This window comes from Burkholderia sp. AU4i, assembly GCF_000466765.1.
Taxonomy (GTDB): Bacteria; Pseudomonadota; Gammaproteobacteria; order Burkholderiales; family Burkholderiaceae; genus Burkholderia; species Burkholderia cepacia.
Genome location: NZ_ASSI01000172.1, coordinates 14,068 through 36,402, shown reverse-complemented (window position 1 = coordinate 36,402; position 22,335 = coordinate 14,068). Strand labels below are relative to the sequence as shown.

17 protein-coding genes and 1 pseudogene are annotated in these 22,335 nt (G+C 68.5%); 13 read left to right on the top strand and 5 right to left on the bottom strand.

The genetic code is table 11. From position 1 onward, the window contains the following. The 11 genes from L810_RS32885 to L810_RS32835 all read left to right on the top strand — a co-directional run. On the top strand, window positions 1-453 hold a 453-nt coding region (locus L810_RS32885), incomplete at its 5' end, for an HlyD family secretion protein (protein WP_042977098.1). Window positions 454-464: 11 nt separating this feature from the next. Then, window positions 465-1,940, top strand: a complete 1,476-nt coding sequence (locus tag L810_RS32880; protein WP_021162535.1) for an efflux transporter outer membrane subunit — start codon at window positions 465-467, stop codon at window positions 1,938-1,940. A 57-nt stretch (window positions 1,941-1,997) separates the two neighbouring features. Then, window positions 1,998-2,438, top strand: coding sequence for a hypothetical protein (locus L810_RS32875; RefSeq protein WP_021162534.1), 441 nt, complete (start codon window positions 1,998-2,000; stop codon window positions 2,436-2,438). 52 nt (window positions 2,439-2,490) lie between these two features. Beyond that, window positions 2,491-3,240, top strand: a complete 750-nt coding sequence (locus L810_RS32870) for a hypothetical protein (protein WP_042977096.1) — start codon at window positions 2,491-2,493, stop codon at window positions 3,238-3,240. A 274-nt stretch (window positions 3,241-3,514) separates the two neighbouring features. After that, the gene (locus tag L810_RS32865; protein WP_021162532.1) at window positions 3,515-4,675 is read left to right on the top strand and encodes an efflux RND transporter periplasmic adaptor subunit; all 1,161 of its coding nucleotides are present in this window, start codon (window positions 3,515-3,517) and stop codon (window positions 4,673-4,675) included. A 20-nt stretch (window positions 4,676-4,695) separates the two neighbouring features. Next, entirely contained in the window at window positions 4,696-7,839 is a 3,144-nt protein-coding gene (locus L810_RS32860) for a multidrug efflux RND transporter permease subunit (protein WP_021162531.1), read from the top strand. 4 nt (window positions 7,840-7,843) lie between these two features. Beyond that, window positions 7,844-9,286 (top strand): efflux transporter outer membrane subunit, encoded by a 1,443-nt coding sequence (locus L810_RS32855; RefSeq protein ID WP_042977114.1) that lies wholly within the window; start codon window positions 7,844-7,846, stop codon window positions 9,284-9,286. Between the two features lie 113 nt (window positions 9,287-9,399). Beyond that, the gene (locus tag L810_RS32850) at window positions 9,400-10,089 is read left to right on the top strand and encodes a response regulator (RefSeq protein WP_042977095.1); all 690 of its coding nucleotides are present in this window, start codon (window positions 9,400-9,402) and stop codon (window positions 10,087-10,089) included. Continuing rightward, on the top strand, window positions 10,086-10,352 hold the full coding sequence (locus tag L810_RS32845; RefSeq protein ID WP_021162530.1) for a hypothetical protein: 267 nt from the start codon (window positions 10,086-10,088) through the stop codon (window positions 10,350-10,352). Before L810_RS32850 ends, L810_RS32845 begins: the two co-directional genes overlap by 4 nt. Before the next feature lie 590 nt (window positions 10,353-10,942). Then, window positions 10,943-12,691: an amidohydrolase gene (locus L810_RS32840; RefSeq protein ID WP_257009013.1), complete on the top strand. Its 1,749-nt coding sequence runs from the start codon at window positions 10,943-10,945 to the stop codon at window positions 12,689-12,691. Window positions 12,692-12,764: 73 nt separating this feature from the next. Continuing rightward, complete coding sequence (locus L810_RS32835; protein WP_021162527.1) at window positions 12,765-13,754, top strand: patatin-like phospholipase family protein; 990 nt, start codon at window positions 12,765-12,767, stop codon at window positions 13,752-13,754. 184 nt (window positions 13,755-13,938) lie between these two features. On the opposite strand, the gene L810_RS32830 is transcribed toward L810_RS32835, so the two are convergent. Further along, the gene (locus L810_RS32830) at window positions 13,939-15,093 is read right to left on the bottom strand and encodes an AraC family transcriptional regulator (RefSeq protein ID WP_042977092.1); all 1,155 of its coding nucleotides are present in this window, start codon (window positions 15,091-15,093) and stop codon (window positions 13,939-13,941) included. After that, entirely contained in the window at window positions 15,093-16,727 is a 1,635-nt protein-coding gene (locus tag L810_RS32825; RefSeq protein ID WP_021162525.1) for an AMP-binding protein, read from the bottom strand. The genes L810_RS32830 and L810_RS32825 overlap by 1 nt, the downstream gene beginning before the upstream one ends. Window positions 16,728-17,028: 301 nt before the next feature. On the opposite strand from L810_RS32825, the pseudogene L810_RS32820 reads away from it, so the two are divergent. Both L810_RS32820 and L810_RS32815 read left to right on the top strand, forming a co-directional pair. Continuing rightward, window positions 17,029-17,816, top strand: a pseudogene (locus L810_RS32820) (HAD-IIB family hydrolase). Window positions 17,817-17,940: 124 nt separating this feature from the next. Further along, a complete protein-coding gene (locus L810_RS32815; protein ID WP_042977091.1) occupies window positions 17,941-19,044 on the top strand; it encodes an AraC family transcriptional regulator in 1,104 nt (367 codons plus the stop codon). Between the two features lie 26 nt (window positions 19,045-19,070). Here the strand turns inward: L810_RS32815 and L810_RS32810 are convergent, their stop codons facing one another. From L810_RS32810 to L810_RS32800, 3 genes are all read right to left on the bottom strand, one after another. Then, window positions 19,071-20,576 carry a sensor histidine kinase gene (locus tag L810_RS32810; protein WP_042977112.1) on the bottom strand — a complete coding sequence of 502 codons (1,506 nt, stop codon included), beginning with the start codon at window positions 20,574-20,576 and terminating at the stop codon, window positions 19,071-19,073. Further along, window positions 20,576-21,295, bottom strand: coding sequence for a response regulator transcription factor (locus tag L810_RS32805; protein ID WP_021162521.1), 720 nt, complete (start codon window positions 21,293-21,295; stop codon window positions 20,576-20,578). Before L810_RS32805 ends, L810_RS32810 begins: the two co-directional genes overlap by 1 nt. Before the next feature lie 424 nt (window positions 21,296-21,719). Continuing rightward, window positions 21,720-22,322, bottom strand: coding sequence for a TetR/AcrR family transcriptional regulator (locus tag L810_RS32800; RefSeq protein ID WP_021162520.1), 603 nt, complete (start codon window positions 22,320-22,322; stop codon window positions 21,720-21,722). Between the last annotated feature and the right edge of the window lie 13 nt (window positions 22,323-22,335).

Here is a 22,335-nt window from a genome sequence, read left to right as displayed (position 1 = left end):
CGCTCGCCGGTCGACGGTTACGTGACGCAGCTGCGCCTGCGTCACGGCGACTACGCGGTCGAAGGCAAGCCCGGCATCTCGGTACTCGACGCGCACAGCTTCTGGATCACCGGCTATTTCGAGGAGACCAAGCTGCGCCGCGTCGCGACGGGCGCACCCGCGACGATCCGGCTGATGGGCTTCGATCCGCTGCTGAGCGGGCACGTGACGAGCATCGGCCGCGGCATCGCCGACGAAAACGGCACGCTCGACGAACTCGGCCTGCCGGCCGTCAACCCGACCTTCAGCTGGGTGCGGCTCGCGCAGCGCATTCCGGTGCGCATCGAGATCGACCGGGTGCCGGCCGGCGTGCTGCTGGCGGCCGGCATGACGTGCAGCGTCGAAGTCGGCGAACGCGGGCGCGAGCGCACGCCGCGCGGCCGGCTCGCGTCGTGGCTGCACGCGTGGATGTGACGGAGGCGACGATGCGATGCCCGTTCCCTCCGGTGCGCGCGACGTGCCGCGCACGCACCTTCGTCGCGGCCTGCGCGTGCGCGCTCGCCGCATGCACGACGGTCGGCCCCGATTACGTGGCGCCGCAGCCCGCGCATCCGCCCGGCTGGATCGCGCCGCGCGACACGGTGACGGCCGACCCCGCGCAGTTGCAGGACTGGTGGCGCGCGTTCGGCGATGCGCAGCTCGATGCGCTGGTCGAGCAGGCGATCGCGCACAACCAGGATCTCGCGATCGCGCGCCAGCGCTTGCTGCAGGCGCGCGCCGAACGCGACCAGATCGCGAGCCGCCTCGGCCCGACCGTCACCGCGGGCGGGAACGCCGATGCGCTGCGCTCGTCGCGGGCGCTCGAATGGCCGCCCGGGATCGGCCAGTCGCGCACCTACCGGCTCGGCTTCGATGCGTCGTGGGAACTCGACCTGTTCGGCGGCACGCGGCGCGCGGTCGAATCCGCCGATGCGCAGATCGACGCGCTCGACGACGATCGCCACGCGATCCTCGTGAGCCTGCTGGCCGAGCTTGCATCCGATTACGCGGAACTGCGCGCGACCCAGGAGCGGCTGCGGATCGCAACGGACAACGTCGCGAGCCTCGACGCCACGCGACAGCTGACCGAGCGCTCGAACCGGCGCGGCCTCGGCACGTCGTTCGCGGTCGCGCAGGCACGTGCCGAACTGCAGCTCGCGCAGGCGGCGGTGCCGCCGCTGCAGCAGGACGTCGCGCGCCTCGCCCACGCGATCGGCGTGCTCGTCGGCGGTTTTCCGGAAACGCTGCGCGACACGCTGAGCGCGCCCGGCGCGACCCTGCCGGTCGCGCCCGCGCTGCCCGTCACGCTGCCGTCGGACGTGATCCGAGAGCGCCCCGACATTCGCGCCGCCGAACGGCGGCTCGCCGCCGCGACCGCGCAGATCGGCGTCGCGCGCGCCGAGCAGTTTCCGCATTTCGCGATTCCGCTGAGCCTCGGCACGACGGCGAGCCTCGTGCAGGACCTGTTCTCGGGCGCGAGCGTCGCATGGTCGGTCGCGCTCGACGGCACGCAGACGCTGTACGACGGCGGCCGCGCGAAAGCCGGCGTCGACGCCGCGCGCGCGGCCGCCGAGGCCGCCCGGCTCGCATACGAGCAGCGCATCCGCCGCGCGTTTCGCGATGTCGAGGACGCGCTGGTGGCGATCGGCGCCGCGCGCGACCAGCAAGCCATGCTCGCCGCGGCGGTCGACAGCAGCCAGGACGCGCAGTCGCGCGCGACGCGGCTGTATCGCAACGGCCTCGGCGAATACCTGTCGGTGCTCACGGCGCAACGCGCGACGTACCGCGCCCGCGACGCGCTTGCGCTCAGCCGGCTCGCCCAGGTGCAGGGCGCGATCGCGCTCTACAAGTCGCTCGGCGTCGGCTGGCGCGATGCGCCGCCGGTCGCGCAGGCCGGCGCGGCGCAAGCGAGCGCGCATTGAATGCCCACGCACGGCCACCCGACGCTTCGGCGTCGCTCATCCAACGGAGAACCCTCGATGTCCGCTCTCAATCCGAATGATTTCGCGCTGCACGACATCCATCTCTTTCCGGTCTGCGTGTTTCGCCCCGAACACGCGACACCGGGCTACGCGCCGCGCTGGGAAGGCGAGATCGACACGCTGATGCGCCACGGCGAGCCGTTCGTGATCGTCTACGTCGAACTCGATACCGACGAAAGCCACGACGACCGCAAGCATCGCGCGGTCTGGCTCAAGCAGAACAAGGTCGAGCTGGGCGCCGTCTGCAAGGCGCTCGTCAGCGTCGAACCCGATCCCGACCGGCGCGCGGAAGTAGCCGCGCAGGGCGAGGTCGCCGTCAAGGCATTCGGGATTCCTCATCACGCGGTGGCGTCGTTCGGGCAGGCCGTCTCGCTCGCCGCCCGGCTCACGCGGCAGCATCCGGGCAACGACGCGCTGCAAACCGGACAACAGGCATGACGGGGCCGGCATGCCGCGCCACGTCGCATCCGCCACCGACACGGGGGCCCGCATGCGCTATCCCGCCCTGACGATCACCGGCTCGCACACGCTGGCGTCATGTCCGTCGCGGCTCCCCGATCCGGGCGAGATCCTGTTGTGGCGACTGCGCGGCGAATGGCAGCTCGTCACGAGCGAGCAAGGCCATCTCTACCTGTCGAAGACGGAACTGCGGCGTGCCAGGATGCATCCGAACCGCGCGCACGGCCGCCGCTTCGCAATCGGCCGGTCGGCGCTGCGCGCGATCCTGGGGACGCTGGCCGGCCGCGCCGCCGACGAGCTTACGCTGATCGAGCGCGAGGCCGACCATATCGCGATCGCGGGCTGCGACTCGCTGGACGGGCTCGACATCGTGGTCGGCCACGCCGGTATCTGGATCGTGATCGCGATCGCCCGTGGCCCGATCGGGCTGGGCATGGCGCAAGCCGGCACGCCCGCCGGTCCGGCATCGCGCGACCAGCTTCGGCTGGACAGCCTCTCGAACGCATGCGGAAGCGGACACGGCGCGACGCTCGCGTCGCTGGCGCCGTTTGCGGGGCCGTTCCGCGAGGTCGATACGCCGCATGCGGGCCGCTGGCGCCTGCTCGACATCCCGCTCCCCGGCCTGGCCTGCGCGGCCACCGTTGCCGCGCGCCAGATGGACAAGATCCATGCGGTGGGCTGGCGCGGCGAACGCAAGGACTGGCTGGCCGACCGCGATCGCCACCTGCGGGCGGCGGCGTCGAGCGGCGCGTCGGCCTGCGTCGCGGTCGAGACTGGATAAGCCGGCGCAGCAATCCTAGCGGCGCATGCTTGCGCGACGGCCGCCGTCGGCATCGATGATGGGATGCCGTTCATGGGAACGCGCGAAGGTTCCCGGTTATGGGAGCACGCGCTCCGGATGTAAAGCGCCCACACCGCCGCCGCGCCGCCGTTCCGCGATTCTTTCGCCTCCTCCATCAAACCTCCATCTTTCCGCACAAAAAACTCCATCGGGCATACGCACACTGCGAACCGAAAATGCGGGCCATCGGGTGCCTGCGTCCCATGGAGTCCACATGAAGAATCAGAAACGAGCCTGCTACGGCGCCGTGTGCGCGCTGGTGGCGGCGATGCTGGCGGGCTGCGGGCCCTCCGAACAGCAGGCCGCCGCGCCGGCCATCCCGGTGGCGGCGATGACGCTCGCGGCCGCGCCCCTCGACGTGAGCGAAGACCTGCCGGGCCGCGTCGCGGCCGTGCGGATCGCCGAAATCCGGCCGCAGGTCAGCGGCATCGTCCAGCGACGGCTGTTCGAACAGGGCACCGAGGTCCGCGCAGGCCAGCCGCTGTTCCAGATCAATCCGGCGCCGTTCAAGGCCGACATGGATACAGCAGCGGCGGCGCTGCAACGCGCGGAAGCCGCGCTTGCACGAGCCAGGGTGCAGACCACGCGGCTGAAGCCGCTGGTCGAAGCCGACGCGATCAGCAGGCAGGTCTACGACGACTCGGCGTCGCAACGCGACCAGGCCGCCGCCGACGTCGCGCAGGCCCGCGCGACGCTCGCACGACGCCAGCTCGACCTCAAGTTCGCAACCGTCGAAGCGCCGATCACGGGCCGCATCGACCAGGCCCTCGTGACCGAGGGTGCGCTCGTCGCGAGCAGCGACAGCCAGCCGATGGCACGCATCCAGCAGATCGACCAGGTCTATGTGGACGTCCGCCAGCCGGCCGCGTCGCTCGAATCGCTGCGCGGCGCGCTCGCGGCGCAGACGCAAGCGTCGAACAGCAACAGCCTGCCAATCGATGTGCTGCGCGAAGACGACACGCGCTACGACGTGCGCGGCCGCATGCTGTTCTCGGGCGTCAACGTCGATCCGGGCACCGGCGACGTGCTGCTGCGCGTGCTGGTCGACAACCCGAAACGCGAGCTGCTGCCGGGCATGTACGTCCGTGCCCGCGTTCCGCGCGCGCACTATGCCAACGCGCTGATGGTGCCGCAACAAGCGGTCGTCCGCGCCGGCGGCAAGCCGCAGGTATGGGTGCTCGACGCGAAGGGCACCGCACATCTGAAGGCCGTCGAAGTCGGCGAACTGACGAACCGCAGCTACCGCATCAAGTCGGGCCTGCAGGCCGGCCAGAAGGTCGTCGTCGAAGGAATGGAACGCCTGGTCGACGGCGCGCCGGCCGCCGCGACCGACTGGAAGTCGCCTGACGCGGCCGCCACCGCGTCCGCGCACTGAGCCACGAGGAGCCTCCAGTCATGGCTGAATTCTTTATCCGCCGCCCGGTGTTTGCGTGGGTGATCGCGCTCTTCATCATCCTCGCGGGGCTGATCGCGATCCCGCAACTGCCGGTCGCGCGCTATCCGTCGGTCGCACCGCCGTCCGTCACGATCACCGCGAACTACCCGGGCGCCACGCCGCAGACGATGAACGACGGCGTGCTGAGCCTCATCGAGCGCGAGCTGTCCGGCGTCAAGAACCTGCTGTACTTCGAATCGTCGGCCGATACGTCCGGCCAGGCGGAGATCACCGTGACGTTCAAGCCCGGCACCGATCCGGCGCTGGCGCAGGTCGACGTACAGAACAAGATCAAATCGGTCGAGCCGCGTCTGCCCGCGGCCGTGCGCCAGAACGGGCTGATTGTCCAATCGGCGTCGACCGGCTTCCTGATGATCGTCAGCCTGCGCTCCGACAACGGCCGCTTCGACGAAGGCGCGCTCGCCGACTACATGGCGCGCAGCGTGTCCGAGGAGCTGCGGCGTATCGACGGCGTCGGGCGTGTACTGCAGTTCGGCTCCGAACGCGCGATGCGCATCTGGGTCGACCCGCAGAAGCTGATCAATTTCGGGCTGTCGATGAGCGACCTGACGACCGCGATCGGCCAGCAGAACGTGCAGATCGCGCCGGGCAGCCTCGGTGCGCTGCCCGCATTGAAGGGCCAGCGCGTGACCGTGCCGCTCACCGCGCAGGGCCAGCTCACGACGCCGGAAGAGTTCGCGAAGGTCGTGCTGCGCGCGAACGTGGACGGCTCGAAGGTCGTGCTCGGCGACGTCGCACGCGTCGAACTCGGTTCGCAAAACTACACGTTCGTGAGCCGCGAGAACAACAAGCCCGCCACCCTCGCCGGCGTGCAGCTCGCACCGGGCGCCAACGCGGTGAAGACCGCGGAAGCGATCCGTGCGCGCATGGCCGAACTGAGCAAGTCGATGCCGTCGGGCATGACCTACTCGATCCCGCTCGACACGTCGCCGTTCGTGAAGATCTCGATCGAGAAGGTACTGCACACGCTGCTCGAAGCGATGGTGCTCGTGTTCCTCGTGATGTACCTGTTCCTGCAGAACGTGCGCTACACGCTGATCCCGGCCATCGTCGCGCCGGTCGCGATGCTCGGCACGTTCGCGGTGATGCTGCTGACCGGCTTCTCGATCAACGTGCTGACGATGTTCGGCATGGTGCTCGCGATCGGCATCATCGTCGACGATGCGATCGTCGTCGTCGAGAACGTCGAACGCCTGATGGCGGAGGAAGGCCTGTCGCCGAAGGACGCGACGTCGAAGGCGATGAAGGAGATCACCGGCGCGATCATCGGCGTCACGCTGGTGCTGACCGCGGTGTTCCTGCCGATGGCGATGGCGAGCGGCTCGGTCGGCGTGATCTACAAGCAGTTCACGATGTCGATGGCCGTGTCGATCCTGTTCTCGGCGCTGCTCGCGCTGACGCTCACGCCGGCCCTGTGCGCAACGATGCTCAAGCCGGTCGAGCCGGGCCACCACGAGAAACGCGGCTTCTTCGGCTGGTTCAACCGCCGCTTCGATCGCCTGACGAAATGGTACGAGACGCGCGTCGGCCGCCTGGTCGGCCGCACGGGTCGCGTGATGCTGGTGTTCGTCGCGATCTCGGGCGCGCTGGTGTTCGGCTTCCGCGGCCTGCCGTCGTCGTTCCTGCCGGACGAGGACCAGGGCTACTTCATCACCAGCTTTCTGATGCCGGCGGACTCCACTGCCGAGCGTACGCATGACGTCGTCAAAACGCTGGAGAAGCATCTTGCCTCGCGTCCGGCAATCCGGTCGAGCATTTCCGTGATCGGCTATGGCTTCTCGGGCCAGGGCCCGAACGCTGCGATCAACTGGTCCGTCATGAAAGACTGGAAGGACCGCGGTGACGCATCGACGCTCGAAGAAGGCATGCGGGCCCAGCAGGCGATGGCCGGGGTCACCGAAGGCGCGGTGATGAGCCTGCTGCCGCCGGCGATCGATGAACTCGGCAACAGCTCGGGCTTCGCGATGCGCCTGGAAGACCGCGCCAACCAGGGCACGGCGGCGCTCAAGGCGGCTGAAGCGAAGCTGCTCGAACTCGCCGCGCAAAGCAAGGTCGTGACCGGTGTGTATCCGGACAGCCTGCCGGCCGGCACGAGCATCCGGCTCGAGATCGACCGCGCGAAGGCGCAGGCGCTCGGCGTCTCGTTCACGACGATCAGCGACACGTTGTCGACCGCGATGGGTTCGACCTACGTGAACGACTTTCCGAACGCGGGCCGCATGCAGCAGGTGATCATCCAGGCCGACGCGCCGGCGCGCATGCAGATCGACAAGGTGATGAAGCTGTACATGCGCAACGCGGCCGGCGGCATGGTGCCGCTGTCCGAAGTGGTTCGCCCGGTATGGACCGAGACCCCACTGCAGATGGTGCGCTTCAAGGGTTATCCGTCTGCGCGTATCTCGGGTACGGCCGCCCCCGGCCAGTCGAGCGGTGCCGCGATGGCCGAGATGGAGCGTCTGGCCGCGCAACTGCCCCCGGGCTTCGCGGTCGAGTGGACCGGCCAGTCGCTGCAGGAACGTCAGTCGGCGTCGGAAGCGCCGATGCTGATGGTGCTGTCGATGATCGTCGTGTTCCTGGTGCTCGCCGCGCTGTACGAAAGCTGGTCGATCCCGCTGTCGGTGATGCTGGTGGTGCCGCTCGGCCTGATCGGCGCGATCGGCGCGGTCCTGCTGCGCGGCTTGCCGAACGACGTGTTCTTCAAGGTCGGGATGATCACCGTGATCGGCCTGTCTGCCAAGAACGCGATCCTGATCGTCGAGTTCGCGAAGCAGTTGCGCGAGGAAGGCAAGGGGCTCGTCGAAGCGGCCGTGCAGGCATCGAAGCTGCGCCTGCGTCCGATCCTGATGACCTCGCTCGCGTTCGGCCTCGGCGTGGTGCCGCTGATGATCGCGACCGGCGCCAGCGCCGAGACGCAGCACGCGATCGGCACCGGCGTGTTCGGCGGCATGGTGACCGCCACCGTGCTGGCAATTTTCTTCGTTCCGGTTTTCTACGTGTTCGTGATGAGCATCCAGGAACGCATCTCGGCATGGCGCGCATCCGGCAAGAAGCCCGCCACCGTGACCCACGAACATGAAGGTTGATGCCATGCGATCGCTCATTCTTACCGCCGCGGTTTCCGCCGCCCTCGCGCTGTCGGCATGCTCGATGGCTCCGAAGCTGGTCAAGCCCGCGATGCCGGTGCCGACCGCCTACACGACCGCTGCCGCGGCCGACCAGCACGCGAACGCGGCCGATCTCGGCTGGCGCACGATGTTCGGCGACCGCCGCCTGCAGCGCCTGATCGAGCTCGCGCTCGACAACAACCGCGACCTGCGCCTGGCCGCGCTAAACGTGCAGGCCGCCGAAGCGCAGTACGGCATCCAGCGTTCCGCGCGCCTGCCGTCGATCGGCGCCGGTGCGAGCTTCACGCGCCAGCGCACGGCGGCCGACTCGCAATCGAACCCGCCGCTGCTCGAGAACACGCAGAACCAGTACGGCGTAAACGTCGGCGTCAGCGCGTTCGAGATCGACCTGTTCGGCCGCGTGAAGTCGCTGTCCGATGCGGCGTTCGCGCGCTACCTCGCGACCGATCACGGCCGCCGCGCGGTGCAGATCGCGCTCGTCGGCTCCGTGGCCAACGCGTATTTCGCGGAACGTCTCGCGCAGGAACAGCGCGCGTTGTCCGAACGCACGCTGAACGACTGGCGCCAGTCGCTCGACCTCGCACGCCGGCTCAAGCTCGCGGATCAGGCGAGCGGTGTCGACATCGCGCAGGCCGAAGGCCAGGTCGCGAGCGCCGGCGCCGATCTTGAAGCGCGCTCGCGCGCCGTCGAGCAGGCAGGCAACGCGCTGCGGCTGCTGGTCGGCACCGACCTGCCGAAAGACCTGCCCGACCCGCTGTCGCTGGAACGCCAGCCGGTGATGACGCAACTGCCGGCCGGCCTGCCGTCGGAATTGCTGTACCGCCGGCCGGACATCCAGCAGGCCGAGCAGAACCTCGTCGCCGCCAACGCCGACATCGGCGCGGCACGCGCGGCGTTCTTCCCGCGGCTGTCGCTGACGTCGTCGATCGGTTTCCTGAGCCCGGGGCTGGGCAGCCTGTTCGCCGGCGGCCAGAACGTGTGGAGCTTCGCGCCGCAGGTCACGTTGCCGATCTTCCAGGGCGGCCGGCTGCGTTCCGAACTGAATCTCGCGGAAGTGCGCAAGTCCAGCGCGGTCGTCGAATACGAACGCGCGATCCAGACCGCGTTCCGCGAAGTGGCCGACGGCCTCGCCGGGCGCGAGACGTTCACCCGCCAGATCGATGCGCAAAACCGCGTCGTCAAGAGCGCCGAGCGCCGTACCGATCTCGTGAACCTGCGCTATCGGGCCGGCATCGAGGATCGGCTGGAACTGCTCGACTCGCAGCGCCAGCTGTATGCCGCGCGTCAGGCACTGCTGGATCTGCGCAACGCCGAACTGGGCAACGCGGTCGCGCTCTACAAGGCGCTCGGTGGCGGCTTGGTCGACACCGATGTGCCTCCCGCCAACAACGTGGCGAACAACTGAGCAACGCGTCGTCGCCGATCCGTTCGCGACGACCGCACGCACGATGAAGTCCGGCGGCGCACGTGCCGCGCCGCCGGCCCGCCTGCCGGTCACGTTCACTTTCAGTGATACCGATGAACCCTCTGATACTCATTGCCGAAGACGATCCGGAGATCGCCGACATACTCGACGCCTACCTGGCTCACGACGGCTTTCGCACCTATCGCGTCGGTCACGGCCAGGCCGTGCTCGACGTGCAGCGCGTGCTGAAACCCGACCTGATCCTGCTCGACGTCAGGATGCCGAACAAGGACGGCTGGGAAGTCCTCGTCGAACTGCGTCGCCGCGGCAACACGCCGATCGTCATCATCACGGCGCTCGACCGCGAAATCGATCGCTTGCAGGGGCTGCGCTTCGGCGCGGACGACTACATCACGAAGCCGTTCAATCCGGCCGAGGTGGTCGCGCGCATCCGGGCGATCCTGCGCCGTCTGGAAACCGCCGCCGCGGGACGCTTCATCAAGGTCGGCAACCTCGAAATCGATACGCAAAGCTATCTGACCACGGTCCGCACGGACAGCGGGGAAACCAGCATCGCGCTGACGCTGACCGAATTCCGGCTGCTCGCCCACCTCGCCGGCTCGCCGAACCGCGTGTTCACGCGCAGCGAACTGATCGACGCTTGCCTCGCCGACGTCGATGCGCTGGAACGCACCGTCGACAGCCATATCAGCCGGTTGCGCAAGAAGCTCGAATGCGCGGGCGCGTCCGGGATGCCGGAAGTGATGCGCGGCGTCGGCTACCGGCTGCGCAGCAGCCAGTGAGCACGCGTCGGGAATCGCGGCTGCGCGCTGCGCGGATCGGCGGGCTCCTGATGGCCACGGTCGTGCTGACGATCTCAACCGGGTGGTTCGTCGTCTACGGGCTGATCGTGGCCGTTTCGGCCACCGCGGCCGACCACCCGATCGCCGTCGTGATCCGCGAGACGCCGGACTATCTGGTGCTCGCGGCGCTGCTGCTCGCGGGACTGGTTCGGGCGCTCGTCGATCTCGCCGGACTGGTGCGAGGCACCCGGACCCCGCGGTAACGGTTCTCGACCGGTCTGGTCGGGCCATCGATCGCTTGCCGGATGCGTTCACGCATCCGTCATGAATCGCCTTTCGCGACGGATTGACTCACGTCACTTTCCTCCGGATTCCGGGCTTGCACCGGCTCCATGCAGCGCATATACATTGGATTGCGCTCGGACGCTTCATCCGATTCGCACCGTCGCATCGATTCGGCATCCGTATCATTCCGCCTCATCGTTTCATGAAGCGAGCCTCACGATTCCCGTATCACGTTGTTCGACGCATTATCCCGCGCGGCGCTTTGATTTCCGAAACGATCCACGGCGGATATTGACGGCGACGCCATACCGCGATCCCCGCGAAACCGATGCGCACGCAAGCATCTGTTTCGCAACTGCCGGTGCATCACGATTCACGGATTCCGTGTACGACCTCGCCGGTCGACCTGATGTTCCTTTTTAAAACAATCGAGATCAATGCAATAAAAACTGAGAAGGATCGGACCATGTTCCATCGAAACCAGCTCGGATGTGCATGCTGCAGCCCGCATTTGCTCGCAGGCGCTCTTGGCCAGAGCGAGAGCGAATGGCAGGACCTGCTCAAGGAATTGAGCCAGCTCGAAGCACCCGGCGCGCCCGAGGCCGTCATCTTTCACGGCGGGCTGATCTACCCGGACCCGGAGGATTGCAACACGCGTGTCGAAGCGCTCGGTATCGCCGAACACAAGGTCATCGCCACGGGTACGCTCGATGAGGTGCGCCGGCGCATGCGCGACAGCTATCCCCGGGCGCTCGAGCAGACGCTCGAACCGGGCCATGCGTTGCTGCCCGGCTTGATCGAACCACACGCGCATCTGCTGCCCAGCGCCGTGTTCCTCACTCAGCCGTGGCACGACCTGTCCCCGTTCGTCGAACAGAAACTGAATCCGGCCTACAGTGCCAAGACCATCGCGGACAAGCTCAAGGCATTGGTCGACGATGCGCAGCCCAATAGAAAAAATGGCGAAAAGTGGGTGTGCGGCAGCGGCGTCGACCCGTCGCTGATGCTCGAATGGGTGGATATCGACCGCGAATGGCTGGACAAGATCAGCACGGACACATGCCTGTTCCTGATCAATGCCTCCGGGCATCTCGGCTATGCGAACGGCGCCGCGTTGAAGGCCGCCGGCCTCGAGGCCAGTTTCCCCATGGGCGTGCTGACCGAATCGCAGGTCACGCTGATGACGAACACCGTCCCGCGCCCGACGCCGATCGCGTTGCTGTCCGCCTTGCGGAAGGTGATGTCGAATGCGAACGAGCGCGGCATCACCACCCTGTTCGACGCCGGCGTGGGGATGGGGCTGGGGTTCTATGAAGTGGTCCTGTTGCAGGCGCTGGCGAGCACGCCGTGGATGACGGTGCGCATGGGTGGCGCCCTGTTCGGCAACAACGACCTCTGGCCGCTGTGGCTCAACCAGTTCAAGCCGCAACTGGACAGCGCGCCCGAATCGCTGTTCACCATCCGCGCGATGAAGCTGATCGCCGATGGTTCCAACCAGGGCCTGACCGGCCTGCAAAGCGCGCCGTACAAGTGCTGCGCCCAGCACAGTGTGCCCGGCGTCGGGCCGAACGGCCTGTTCAATTTCACGCCGATCGATTCGCTCGCGCAGATCATGCAGCAGGTCGACGCGGCGGGCTGGCCGATCCTGGTCCATGCAAACGGCGACGAGGGGATCGCCAACGTGCTGGCCGCCTACCAGTTGGTGCTGAGCAAGGTTCCCGAGCCCGCTTCGCCCGCTCCCGCGCCGGTCGCGCAAGCGGAACCGTTGCGCCACCGGCTCGAACATGCGTCGCTGCTCGACGACGACGATCTGCGCACCATGAAGCGGCTGGGCATCTCGCCCAGTTTCCTGATCGGCCACGTGGGCTACTGGGGGCGCGCGTTCCGGAACACCATTCTCGGCGAAGACCGCGCGCAGAAGCTCGATCGATGCAAGTCGGCACTGCGCGAGGGCCTGCGCGTCAGCCTGCACAGCGATCACTTCGTCTCGCCGCTGGGGCCGTTGCGCTATATGGACCAGGCAATGTGGCGGGCGATGGAGGCCGACCCGGAGCTCGCGGTACTCAACGCGGCCGAATGCCTGAGCGCGCCCGAGGCGCTGCGCGCGGTGACCATCGACGCGGCGTGGCAATGCCATCTCGACGATCAGGTCGGTTCGCTGAAGGAGGGAAAACAGGCCGACCTCGTGATTCTGCAGCGCGATCCGCTGCAGGTCCAATCCGGCACCCCCTATCAACTGCGCGAGATCGTCGTGCAGGAGACATGGGTCAGCGGGCGCAAGGTTCACGACGCCACCCGGCGCGCGGAACGCCAGTAGGCGGTCACGTGATGTGCGCGGCCCGATGCGAAGCGGCACGAGCATCACTCTCACCCGAACCAGGAGAAACACGATGACCTTCAGGATTCTCAGTTGCGACGGCGGCGGCATTCGCGGGTTGATCACCGCACTGCTCATCCAGGACCTCGACAAGCGAAGCGGGATCATCGCGAAAGCGGACGGCTTCGCCGGCACGTCCACGGGCGGCCTGATCGCCCTGGGGCTCGCGCGTGGCGCGCCCATTGCGGAGATCGTCGACATCTACCGCACGCAGGGCGCGGCGATCTTCAAGAAAAACGGTGCGTGGCTGGAACAGCAGCAAGCGCTCGAGCAGGGCACCGTGCAGGCCGGGCCGGGCCTGCGCGCGTGCGAGTATGTCAACACCGGGGTTCAGCAGATCGCGAACAAGTTGCTCGGTACTGCCAGGCTGACCGACGTGTCCCGCTTCGTCGCGATCAACTCGGCGCGCTTGTGGGAGCCGTCCACGAAAAGCTGGACGCCCTGTACGTTCTCCAACGGCGCCAGGAACCCGTACCGGGACATCCGCCTGTCCGATGCCGCGCTTGCGACGTCGGCCGCGCCGGCCTATTTCCCGCCGTACGAAATCGCCGGCCTCGGCTACTTCGCCGACGGCGGCGTGTTCGCGAACAACCCGTCGGTGGCCGCCATTGCCGAAGCGCTGGGCAACGGGCTCGTGGGCAGCCTGAACGACGTGCGCCTGCTGTCGCTCGGCACCGGAACGAGCCCGCAGGGCATTCCGCCCGATGCGGTCGGCAATCCGTTGAACTGGGGCGTTTCGACGTGGCTGTGGCCGTTCGCGAGCGGGAACGTTCCGGCCGCGGCGTTGCTCGGGCTGACGATGGACACCACGGCGGCGATCGCCGCGATCCAGGTCGAGCAGATACTGGGCAGTGGCTATCAGCGCGGCAATTTCCTGCTCGGACAACCGATCGGCCTGGACGAGTGGAAGAAAGTGCCGGAGATGGAGCAGGAAACCCGCGCGTACATGAATTCCGCCGGGTGGCAGCGCGTGTGCGAATGGGTGGAGACCCACTGGCGCTGATCGCGCGTCGATTACCGGCCGTCGCTTGCGACCGGCGACGGCCGGCATCGCTGCTGCCCGGGCGGCCCGACGCGTGCATGACCGCATCCCGCGGCGGCGTCAGCCGCGTGCGGCCGGACCCGGCGACCGCGGGCGCGTGCACCGGGAGCCGGTCATGCGCAACCGGCCGCGCTGAAACCACACGCTACGCGCGCCGCCGGTAAGTGCCCGGCGTGCTCCCCGTCCAGTGGCGGAACGCGCGATGGAACGCGCTCGGATCGTCGAAGCCGATGTCGGCGCCGATCGCCGCGATCGTGTCGGGCGTGTCGGTCAGCCGCTGGATCGCGATGTCGCGCCGCAGTTCGTCCTTGAGCACCTGGAACGTCGTCCCTTCGGCGGCCAGGTGGCGGCTCAACGTGCGCACCGAGCAATGCAGGTGCTCGGCCGCCTGGTCGATCGCCGGCAGGTCGGGCAACGCGGCCGACAGGTACTGCCGCACGCGATGGCACACGAGCTGTTCGCTGAACGATTCGAAGATCCAGTCGCCGGGCGCGCGCGCGAGGAACTTGCGCAGGTTGCGCTTGCTCTGCCGGATCGGCGCATCGAGGTAGTCCGCGCTGAAGCGCATCAGCGTGCGCTCGCAGTCGAACTGCACGGAGCCGGTGAAGAAATACAGATGGTCGACCGCATGGCGCGGCCGCGGGCACGCGAACTCGATCTGCAGCAGCGGGATCTTCTGCCCGATCAGCCAGGAGCACACGCCGTGCACGAGCTTGAGCATCAGTTCCTGGCCGAGCGCGCCGATCGGGCCGATCGCGTCGTTCGGGCGCAGCAGCACCTGCGCGACGAGGCCGTCGCGCTTCGATTCGACGAAGAAATCGTCGAGCAGGATATGGAAGAATTGCCCGAAACGATGCTGCGCCGTTTCGAGGTTGCGCGCGTCGAGCAGGCTCAGGCACAGGTACTTCAGCGTGCCGCCGCGCAGCGGGCGCGAGAAGATGCCGGGCATCTCGTCGTCGAGGTCGATCGCGAGCGTGCGGTACAGCGTCGAGAACTGCTCCTCCGTCACGCGCGCATGCGGTTCGCCGAGCAGCTCGATCGGGATGCCGGCCCCGCGCAGGTAGCGCTCGACCACGTCGCGCTGCACGCCGGCGCTCGCGAGGAAGCCGTTGACGAGCGAGATCGGCACCGTCGCGCTCGGCGAAGGCAGCGCCCGCCCGGGCCCGGGCTGGGCGGAAAGTGCATCTGAACCGGTCATCGCGTCCCCGTCGGTCGAACCGCTCGCATTGTACTTGAGCGGCCCGCGTGGGGCCTTCCGGGCCCGGGGCACGCCGGGCCTTGCGCGGCGCGCCGACGCCATCAGTCGGTGCGGCTGAGTTCCCGGCGCAGGATCTTGCCGACGGTCGACTTCGGCAGGCGGTCGACGAAGCGGATCAGCTTCGGCACCTTGTAGGCCGCGAGGCTCGCGCGGCAATGCGCGACGAGTTGTTCCTCCGAGACGTACGCATCCTGCGCCAGCACGACGAACAGCTTGACGGCCTCGCCCGTGCGCGCGTCGGGCACGCCGATGCACGCGCATTCGGCAACGCCCGGCATGGCGGTCGCGACGGCTTCCACCTCGTTCGGGTACACGTTGAAGCCCGACACGATGATCATGTCCTTCTTGCGGTCGACGATCCGCAGGAAACCGGCTTCATCGAACACGCCGACGTCACCCGTGCGGAAATAGCCGTCGGCCGTGAACGCGGCCGCGTTCGCGTCCGGTTTCTGCCAGTAGCCGCTCATCACCTGCGGCCCCTTCACGCAGATTTCGCCGGCTTCGCCGATCGCGACTTCGCGATCCTGGTCGTCGAGCAGCTTCACGTCGGTCGACGGCAGCGGCAGGCCCGTGGTGCCCGTGAAGGTATCGATCGACTGCGGGTTGAACGACACGACCGGCGACGTTTCCGACAGCCCGTAACCCTCGCGGATGAAGTTGCCCGTCACCGCCTTCCAGCGCGACGAGATCACGTCGATCACGGCCGCGCCGCCGCCGGCCGACAGCTTCAGCCGCGACCAGTCGACTTCCGTCAGGCGCGGATGGCCGGCGAGCCCCGCATACAGCGTGTTCACGCCGACGAATACCGTCGGCCGCGCGGCCTTCAGCACGTCGATGAAGCCGTCCATGTCGCGCGGGTTCGCGACCAGCCAGTTCTGCGCGCCGATCGCGAAGTAGGACAGGAAGTTCACCGTCAGCGCGAAGATGTGATACATCGGGATCGCCGTGACGACGACCTCCTCGCCCGGCTCGCGCGCGGCCGGCACGATCGCGCCGAACTGCGCGATGTTCGCGACGAGGTTGCGGTGCGACAGCGCGGCCCCCTTCGACAGCCCGGTCGTACCGCCCGTGTACTGCAGCAGCAGCAGGTCCGCGCCGCCGAGCGGCACCGGCTCGAACGCGAGCGATTCGCCGGCGACGATGGCGTCCGCGAGCGGAATTGAACCGGGCGGCAGCGCGTCGCATGCCCCGGCCGGTGCATCGACGACGCCAAGATCGCCGCGCCCGACGCTCAGCACGGTGCGCACGCGCGTGCCGCCGACCACTTCGGCGAACGTGCCCATCGACCCGCCGCACACCACGGCAACTTCGACGCCCGCGTCGTTGAGCTGATGCTCGAGCTCGCGCGCCGTGTAGAGCGGGTTCACGTTGACCTGGATCGCGCCGATCTTCGCGACCGCGACGAACGCGACCGGAAACGCGAGCACGTTGGGCAGCATCACGGCCACGCGATCGCCCTTGCGCACGCCCACGACCTGCTGCAGATAAGCGGCCAGCGCCGTCGACAGGCGGTCGACGTCGGCATAGGTGAGCGTGCGGCCGTACGAATGGAACGCCGGACGATCGGCGAAACGGTGCATCGCGTCGTCCAGCAGCGCGCTTACGGAAGGATGGCGATCGGGATCGATCTCGGCGGGGATCGAGCCATACGACCCGGTCCAGTGTCTGTTCGTCATGTCTCACTCCACGGGGGACGGCGCGCCGGCCGCGCGCCGTTCGCGCGACGGCCTGCACGCCAGAAGCGCGGGCCGTCGCCTGACCGGCGACTATCGCCCGCGCGGCGCGCTTTGAAAATGATCCGGGCGGCCGAAAAGATGATCGAAACGGACACACCGGCGGGCGCGCTTGTCCAGACAACTTCGCCGGCCGGCGCGGGAAACCGCTTATTCCCCGGCACGAATTGCAAAGCAGCAAGCGGCATGGCACGGCCGGGCGCCCTTCTTCATAATCGACGCCCGTCATTCCGCTGTCGAAACCATGCAGCCGCTTTCCCTGGCCCCCGCCGACACCTTCTCGTCCGTCCGCTTCCTGCTGACCGACATGGACGAGACCCTGACCCATCACGGCCGCCTGTCCGCCCGCACCTACACGGCGCTCGAACGCCTGCAGGCGGGCGGCATCCGCGTGATCCCGGTGACGGCCGCGCCGGCGGGCTGGTGCGACCAGATGGCGCGCATGTGGCCGGTCGACGGCGTGATTGCGGAGAACGGCGGCCTTTTCATCCGGCGCGGCCCGGACGGGCACGGCGTCGAACGCCGTTACTGGCATGCGGACGATGCGCTCCCCGGTGCGCGCGACGCACTCCGGCGCATCGCGCGGCAGGTCGAGGCGGCCGTCCCCGCCGCCCGCCACGCCGACGACCAGGATTTCAGGCTGACGTCGCTCGCGTACGCCCGCACCGGCGGCGACCAGGACGACCGGGTCCGTGACGCGCTGGTCGAGGCCGGCGCGGACGCGACCATCAACAACCTGTGGATCATCGGCTGGGTCGGCGGGTACGACAAGCTGTCGATGTCGCTGCGCGTGCTGTCGGACACGTTCGGCGTCGACGCGGGCGCCGGCGCGGCGCGCGATTGCGTCGCCTATTCCGGCGATTCCACCAACGATGCGCCGATGTTCGGCTACTTCACGCATACGGCGGGATGAGCACCGTGGTCGACTATCTGCGGCAGTTGCCCGCGTTGCCGCGCTGGATCACGCAGGGCCCGGGCGGCAGCGGGTTCGTGGAGTTCGCCGACGCGATCCTGCGCTCGCGCGCGGACTAGGGCCTGTTCACGCTCGCGCATCGACTGTCGCGTGATCGTCAGGGTGAACCCTGTGGCGCATGGGACCGATCCCGAGCAGAATTGCGTGCCGTAAACGATATCGATTCGGACGCAGGATGTTCCCATGCCGCGCAGTGTGCCCTTGAACCCGACGACCGCCCGCGCCGCCCGCCTGCCGGACCTCGAGCCGGCCCACACGTTGCGCCAGCAGCGCTTCACGCCGGCCAAGCTGGCCGTGCTGCTCGACGTGGCCGCGCAAGCCGGCATCGACCCGGCCGCGGTGCTCGACGGTACCGGCCTCACGCCGGCCGCCGTCGCGGACCCGTTCACGCTCACGTCGCCGCTGCAGTTCCTCACGGCCGCGCGCAATGCCATCGGCCGCCATGACGGCACCGATCTCGGCGTGCGCGTCGGCCACCGGCTGCACGTGACGAGCTACGGGATGTACGGCTACGCGATGCTGTGCTCGGAATCGCTCGCGCACGCGTTCGAATCGGCCGTCAAATATCACCGGCTCGCGAACGGCATGCTCGCGATCCGCTGGGTCGAACAGGGCGATACCGCGTCGTGGCTGTTTCCCGACCGGCACGAAGTCGCGCTGCCCGATCTCGACGAGCCGCTGTACCGTTTCCTGATCGACATGCAGTTCGCGCTGCACGTGACGATCATCAAGGACGTGATGGGTGCGTGGTGCGTGCCGGCGCGCGCGCAGTTCGCGCAGCCGCAGCCGGCGCACGCAGCGCTGCTGGGCGATGCGCTCGAATGCCCGATCGCGTTCGACCAGCCGCATCATGTGCTCAGCTACCCGGCCGCGTGGCTCGCGCGCGCGCCGCAGCTCGCGAATCCGATTACCGCCGCGCAGGTGTCGTCGCACTGCGCGAGCCTGCTCGACGAATTGCGCAGCCAGGCCGGCGTCACGCGGCGCGTGTACCAGGAACTCACCCGCACGCCGGGACAATTCCCCGATATCGACGCGATCGCGGCGATCCTGTGCATCACGTCGCGCACGCTGCGCCGCAAGCTCGAAGCCGAAGGCACCTCGTACAGCGAACTGCTGGCGAGCGTGCGCAAGGCGCTCGCGATCGACTATCTCGGCACGACCACGCTCAGCACCGAGGACATCGCATCGACGCTCGGCTTCAGCGATGCGGTGGGTTTCCGCCACGCGTTCAAGCGCTGGACCGGCATGACGCCGAGCGACGTGCGGCGCAACAAGCGCGGCGGCTGAGCGCGAGCAGTGACCGCGCTCAGCGCTCAGCGCCCGTCGCCGGTCGCGGACGCGGCCACCGCCAGCGCGAACTCGAACACCGCCCCCCGCCCGGGCCGGTCGACCAGCCGGATACTGCTGCCGTTGAGCGCCAGCATCCGGTGCACGATCAGCAGCCCGAGCCCGCCGCTCGTCACCGCGCCGCCGCTCATCGGCCGCTGAGGCCGCTGGAACAACCCTTCGCGCCGCGCCGCCGGAATCCCTTCCCCGGTATCGGCCACGGTCACGAGCACGCGGTCGCCGCGCGGCTCCAGCGCGACCTCGACCTCGCCGTGCGCAGGCGTATGCCGCAGCGCGTTGTCGAGCAGGTTGGTCAGCACGCGCTCGATCATCCCGAGATCGGCCGACACGACCGGTACCCGCGCCGGAATCCGCGCATGCAGCGCGACGCCGCGCGCCTGCGCGGTCAGCTCGAACTTCTGGAACACGTCCTGCACGAGATCGACGAGCGAGAACGGCTCGCGCTCGGCCTGCACGCCGCCCGATTCGAGGCGTGCGAGCTCGAACAGCGCCTGCGCGAGCCGCCCGACCTTCGCGCTCTGCGCGAGTGCGATCGACAGGTAGCGACGCCGTTCGGTGTCGGCGAGCGTGTCGGCCTTCAGCGACAGCGTCTCCAGGTAGCCGTGCAGCGACGTGAGCGGCGTGCGCAGGTCGTGCGAGATGTTCGTGATCAGCTCGCGCCGCTGCTGGTCCTGGCGCGTCAGCGCGCGCCACTGGTCGCCGATCCGGTCGGCCATCTGCGCGAACGCGGATTCGAGCACGACGATGTCGTCGCCGCGCCGGCCCGGCCGCGAGCGCGGCACCGGCGGCTGCGTGTCGGGCGTGCCGTTCGCGTCGAAGCGGCGCATCGCGTCCGTCAGCCGGCGCAGCGGGCGCGTGATGAAGCTGAACGCGGTAAGGCCCGCGAGCAGGCCGAGCAGCGCGACGAGCGCCATCGACCACAGCGTCGTGCGCAGCACGTTGCCGGCGTCCACGCGCGCGGCCAGCCGGTCGTGCGCCTCGCCGAGCAGCACCACGTAGATGTAGCCCGACGGCGGCTGCCCCGCGCGCTGCAGCGGCGCGGCGCTGAAGACCTTGCGTGCGTCGGGGCTGCGCGGGTCGTCGCCGAGGATCGGCAGCGGCTGGCCCGCGATGAAGCGCTGCACGGGGGCGAGATCGACGCGGTCGCGCTTCACGTGGCCGGGCGGCGCATCGTCGCCCTTGATGCGCCCCGCGTTGTCGAGCAGATAGACCTCGACGCTCGGGTTCACGCCCATCAGCTGGCCGAACAGCGTGCGCACGGCGTCCGGGCGCAGCCCGTTCGCGTCCATCAGCGGCGCGCTGTGGGTCACGCTGTCGACGATATTGGCGGCGAGGTCACGCGACAGCCCCTGCACGACTTCCTGTTCGCGCATGTCGTTCGCGCGGATCTGCAGCCACGCCGATGCGCCCGAGCACGCGAGCAGCAGCACCGAGAACACGAGCGACAGCCGCTGGGTGAGGGTGAGCTTCATCATCCGTCCCGCTGGCCCGGCGCGGCGAGCTTGTAGCCGCGGCCCCACACGGTGAGGATCCGCACGGGCTCCGCCGGATCGGCCTCGATCTTCGCGCGCAGCCGGTTGATGTGGGTGTTGACCGTGTGTTCGTAGCCTTCGTGCTGGTAACCCCACACGGCATTGAGCAGGTCCATCCGCGAGAACACCTTGCCCGGGTGCCGCGCGAAGAAATACAGCAGGTCGAATTCGCGCGGCGTGAGGTCGATGCGCGCGCCGTCGACGCTCGCTTCGCGCGCGATCGGGTCGATCGCCAGCCCCGCGACGTCGAGCGTACCCGCATCGATCCGCGAATCGCGCGCGAGCGCATCGACGCGGCGCAGCAGCGCCTTCACACGCGCGACGAGTTCGAGCACCGAGAACGGCTTGGCCAGATAGTCGTCGGCGCCGAGCTCGAGGCCGAGGATCCGGTGCACCTCGCTCGAGCGCGCGCTCGTGATGATGATCGGCGTGTAGCGCGTCATCGCCCGCGCGCGCCGGCAGATTTCCAGGCCGTCGACGCCCGGCAGCATCAGGTCGAGGATCAGCGCATCCCAGCCGCCCTGCTCGAGCAGGCGCAGCCCTTCGGCGCCGTCCGCGCTGTGCACGACCTCGTAGCGCTCGTCGCGCAGGTGCAGGCTGAGCACGTCGGCGATGTCGGCGTCGTCTTCGACGATCAGGATGCGTTTCGGTTGGTCCATGGCGGCGGATGGCGGCACGTCGGTGCCGAGGTCGGGTATCGGTTCGGTTCGGGCCGGCCCCGGGCCCGGGCCGGCTGGCCGGGTTCCCCGGGGAGCGAATCGCGGCAATGCGCCGCGCTGCCGCCATTGTGCAAAATTTTGCGGGAGGGAGGGATCACATTTCGTTTATCTTTGCATCGTGCCCGCCCCGTGAGCCAATGCCGGCATGGCTCTCCAATCCGGCCCCATGAAACGGAACCTGCGCCGTTCCGTCCGGACGCAAACTGGACCCTCGGGCGCGGCTCTGTCGAGCGATGGCGGCGCGCCCCGGATTGCCGATCCGATTCCGCGCTGGGTGCTGTGTGAGTGGCGCCTCCGACACTCAGTGCCGCCGACCGGCACGCGCTGCGCACGGAACGCGCGGCGGGGAGCCGACAGCAAATGCCTAACCCTGACGGCTACGCGTTTGACGCGTACTCCCGGTTGCGACCGCTGACTCGTTCAGCAACACCTTCGCCGCCTCCCACGCCCGTGCGGCGGCACGTGGATCTCCGATCGCACGCGCATCCGCTGTCGCCCCGCTCAGCAACATCACATACACGCCGGCCAGCCGATGTGCCCGGCGACGCGGAATGATCTCGGACAGCAAGCGCTCCATGATGGCCAACAGGTCGTCCCGGTAGCGCACCGCGACGTCGGTCACCTTGGGACAGGTCGCGCCGAACTCGGCCAGCGCACGCTCGAACAGGCAGCCCGCAAACTCGGGGCTGCGAAACCAGACGCCGTACCAGTCGAAGATCCCCTTCAGGCGCGCAGTGGCATCCGCCATGGGTTCGAGCTTGGCGGCAATGCTGTCCATGATGAAGGTGTAGCGCTGCTCCAGCACCGCCTTGATCAGATCGTCCTTGCTCGCGAAGTGATGGTAAAGCGTCATGCGAGCCACGTCCGCCTCGGCGATGATCCAGTCGATACCGACCGGATGAAAGCCATGGCGGGAAAACAACTCACCGGCCTTGTCCACCACTTGCTGGCGTTTGCTCGCGCGCATGCATGCTTCTCCT

Coding starts and splice junctions, on each gene's coding strand:
- L810_RS32880 (WP_021162535.1), top strand. CDS start 465: ATGCGATGCCCGTTCCCTCCGGTGCGCGCGACGTGCCGCGCACGCACC.
- L810_RS32875 (WP_021162534.1), top strand. CDS start 1,998: ATGTCCGCTCTCAATCCGAATGATTTCGCGCTGCACGACATCCATCTC.
- L810_RS32870 (WP_042977096.1), top strand. CDS start 2,491: ATGCGCTATCCCGCCCTGACGATCACCGGCTCGCACACGCTGGCGTCA.
- L810_RS32865 (WP_021162532.1), top strand. CDS start 3,515: ATGAAGAATCAGAAACGAGCCTGCTACGGCGCCGTGTGCGCGCTGGTG.
- L810_RS32860 (WP_021162531.1), top strand. CDS start 4,696: ATGGCTGAATTCTTTATCCGCCGCCCGGTGTTTGCGTGGGTGATCGCG.
- L810_RS32855 (WP_042977114.1), top strand. CDS start 7,844: ATGCGATCGCTCATTCTTACCGCCGCGGTTTCCGCCGCCCTCGCGCTG.
- L810_RS32850 (WP_042977095.1), top strand. CDS start 9,400: ATGAACCCTCTGATACTCATTGCCGAAGACGATCCGGAGATCGCCGAC.
- L810_RS32835 (WP_021162527.1), top strand. CDS start 12,765: ATGACCTTCAGGATTCTCAGTTGCGACGGCGGCGGCATTCGCGGGTTG.
- L810_RS32830 (WP_042977092.1), bottom strand. CDS start 15,093: ATGGCGTCGGCGCGCCGCGCAAGGCCCGGCGTGCCCCGGGCCCGGAAG.
- L810_RS32825 (WP_021162525.1), bottom strand. CDS start 16,727: ATGACGAACAGACACTGGACCGGGTCGTATGGCTCGATCCCCGCCGAG.
- L810_RS32815 (WP_042977091.1), top strand. CDS start 17,941: ATGCCGCGCAGTGTGCCCTTGAACCCGACGACCGCCCGCGCCGCCCGC.
- L810_RS32810 (WP_042977112.1), bottom strand. CDS start 20,576: ATGAAGCTCACCCTCACCCAGCGGCTGTCGCTCGTGTTCTCGGTGCTG.
- L810_RS32805 (WP_021162521.1), bottom strand. CDS start 21,295: ATGGACCAACCGAAACGCATCCTGATCGTCGAAGACGACGCCGACATC.
- L810_RS32800 (WP_021162520.1), bottom strand. CDS start 22,322: ATGCGCGCGAGCAAACGCCAGCAAGTGGTGGACAAGGCCGGTGAGTTG.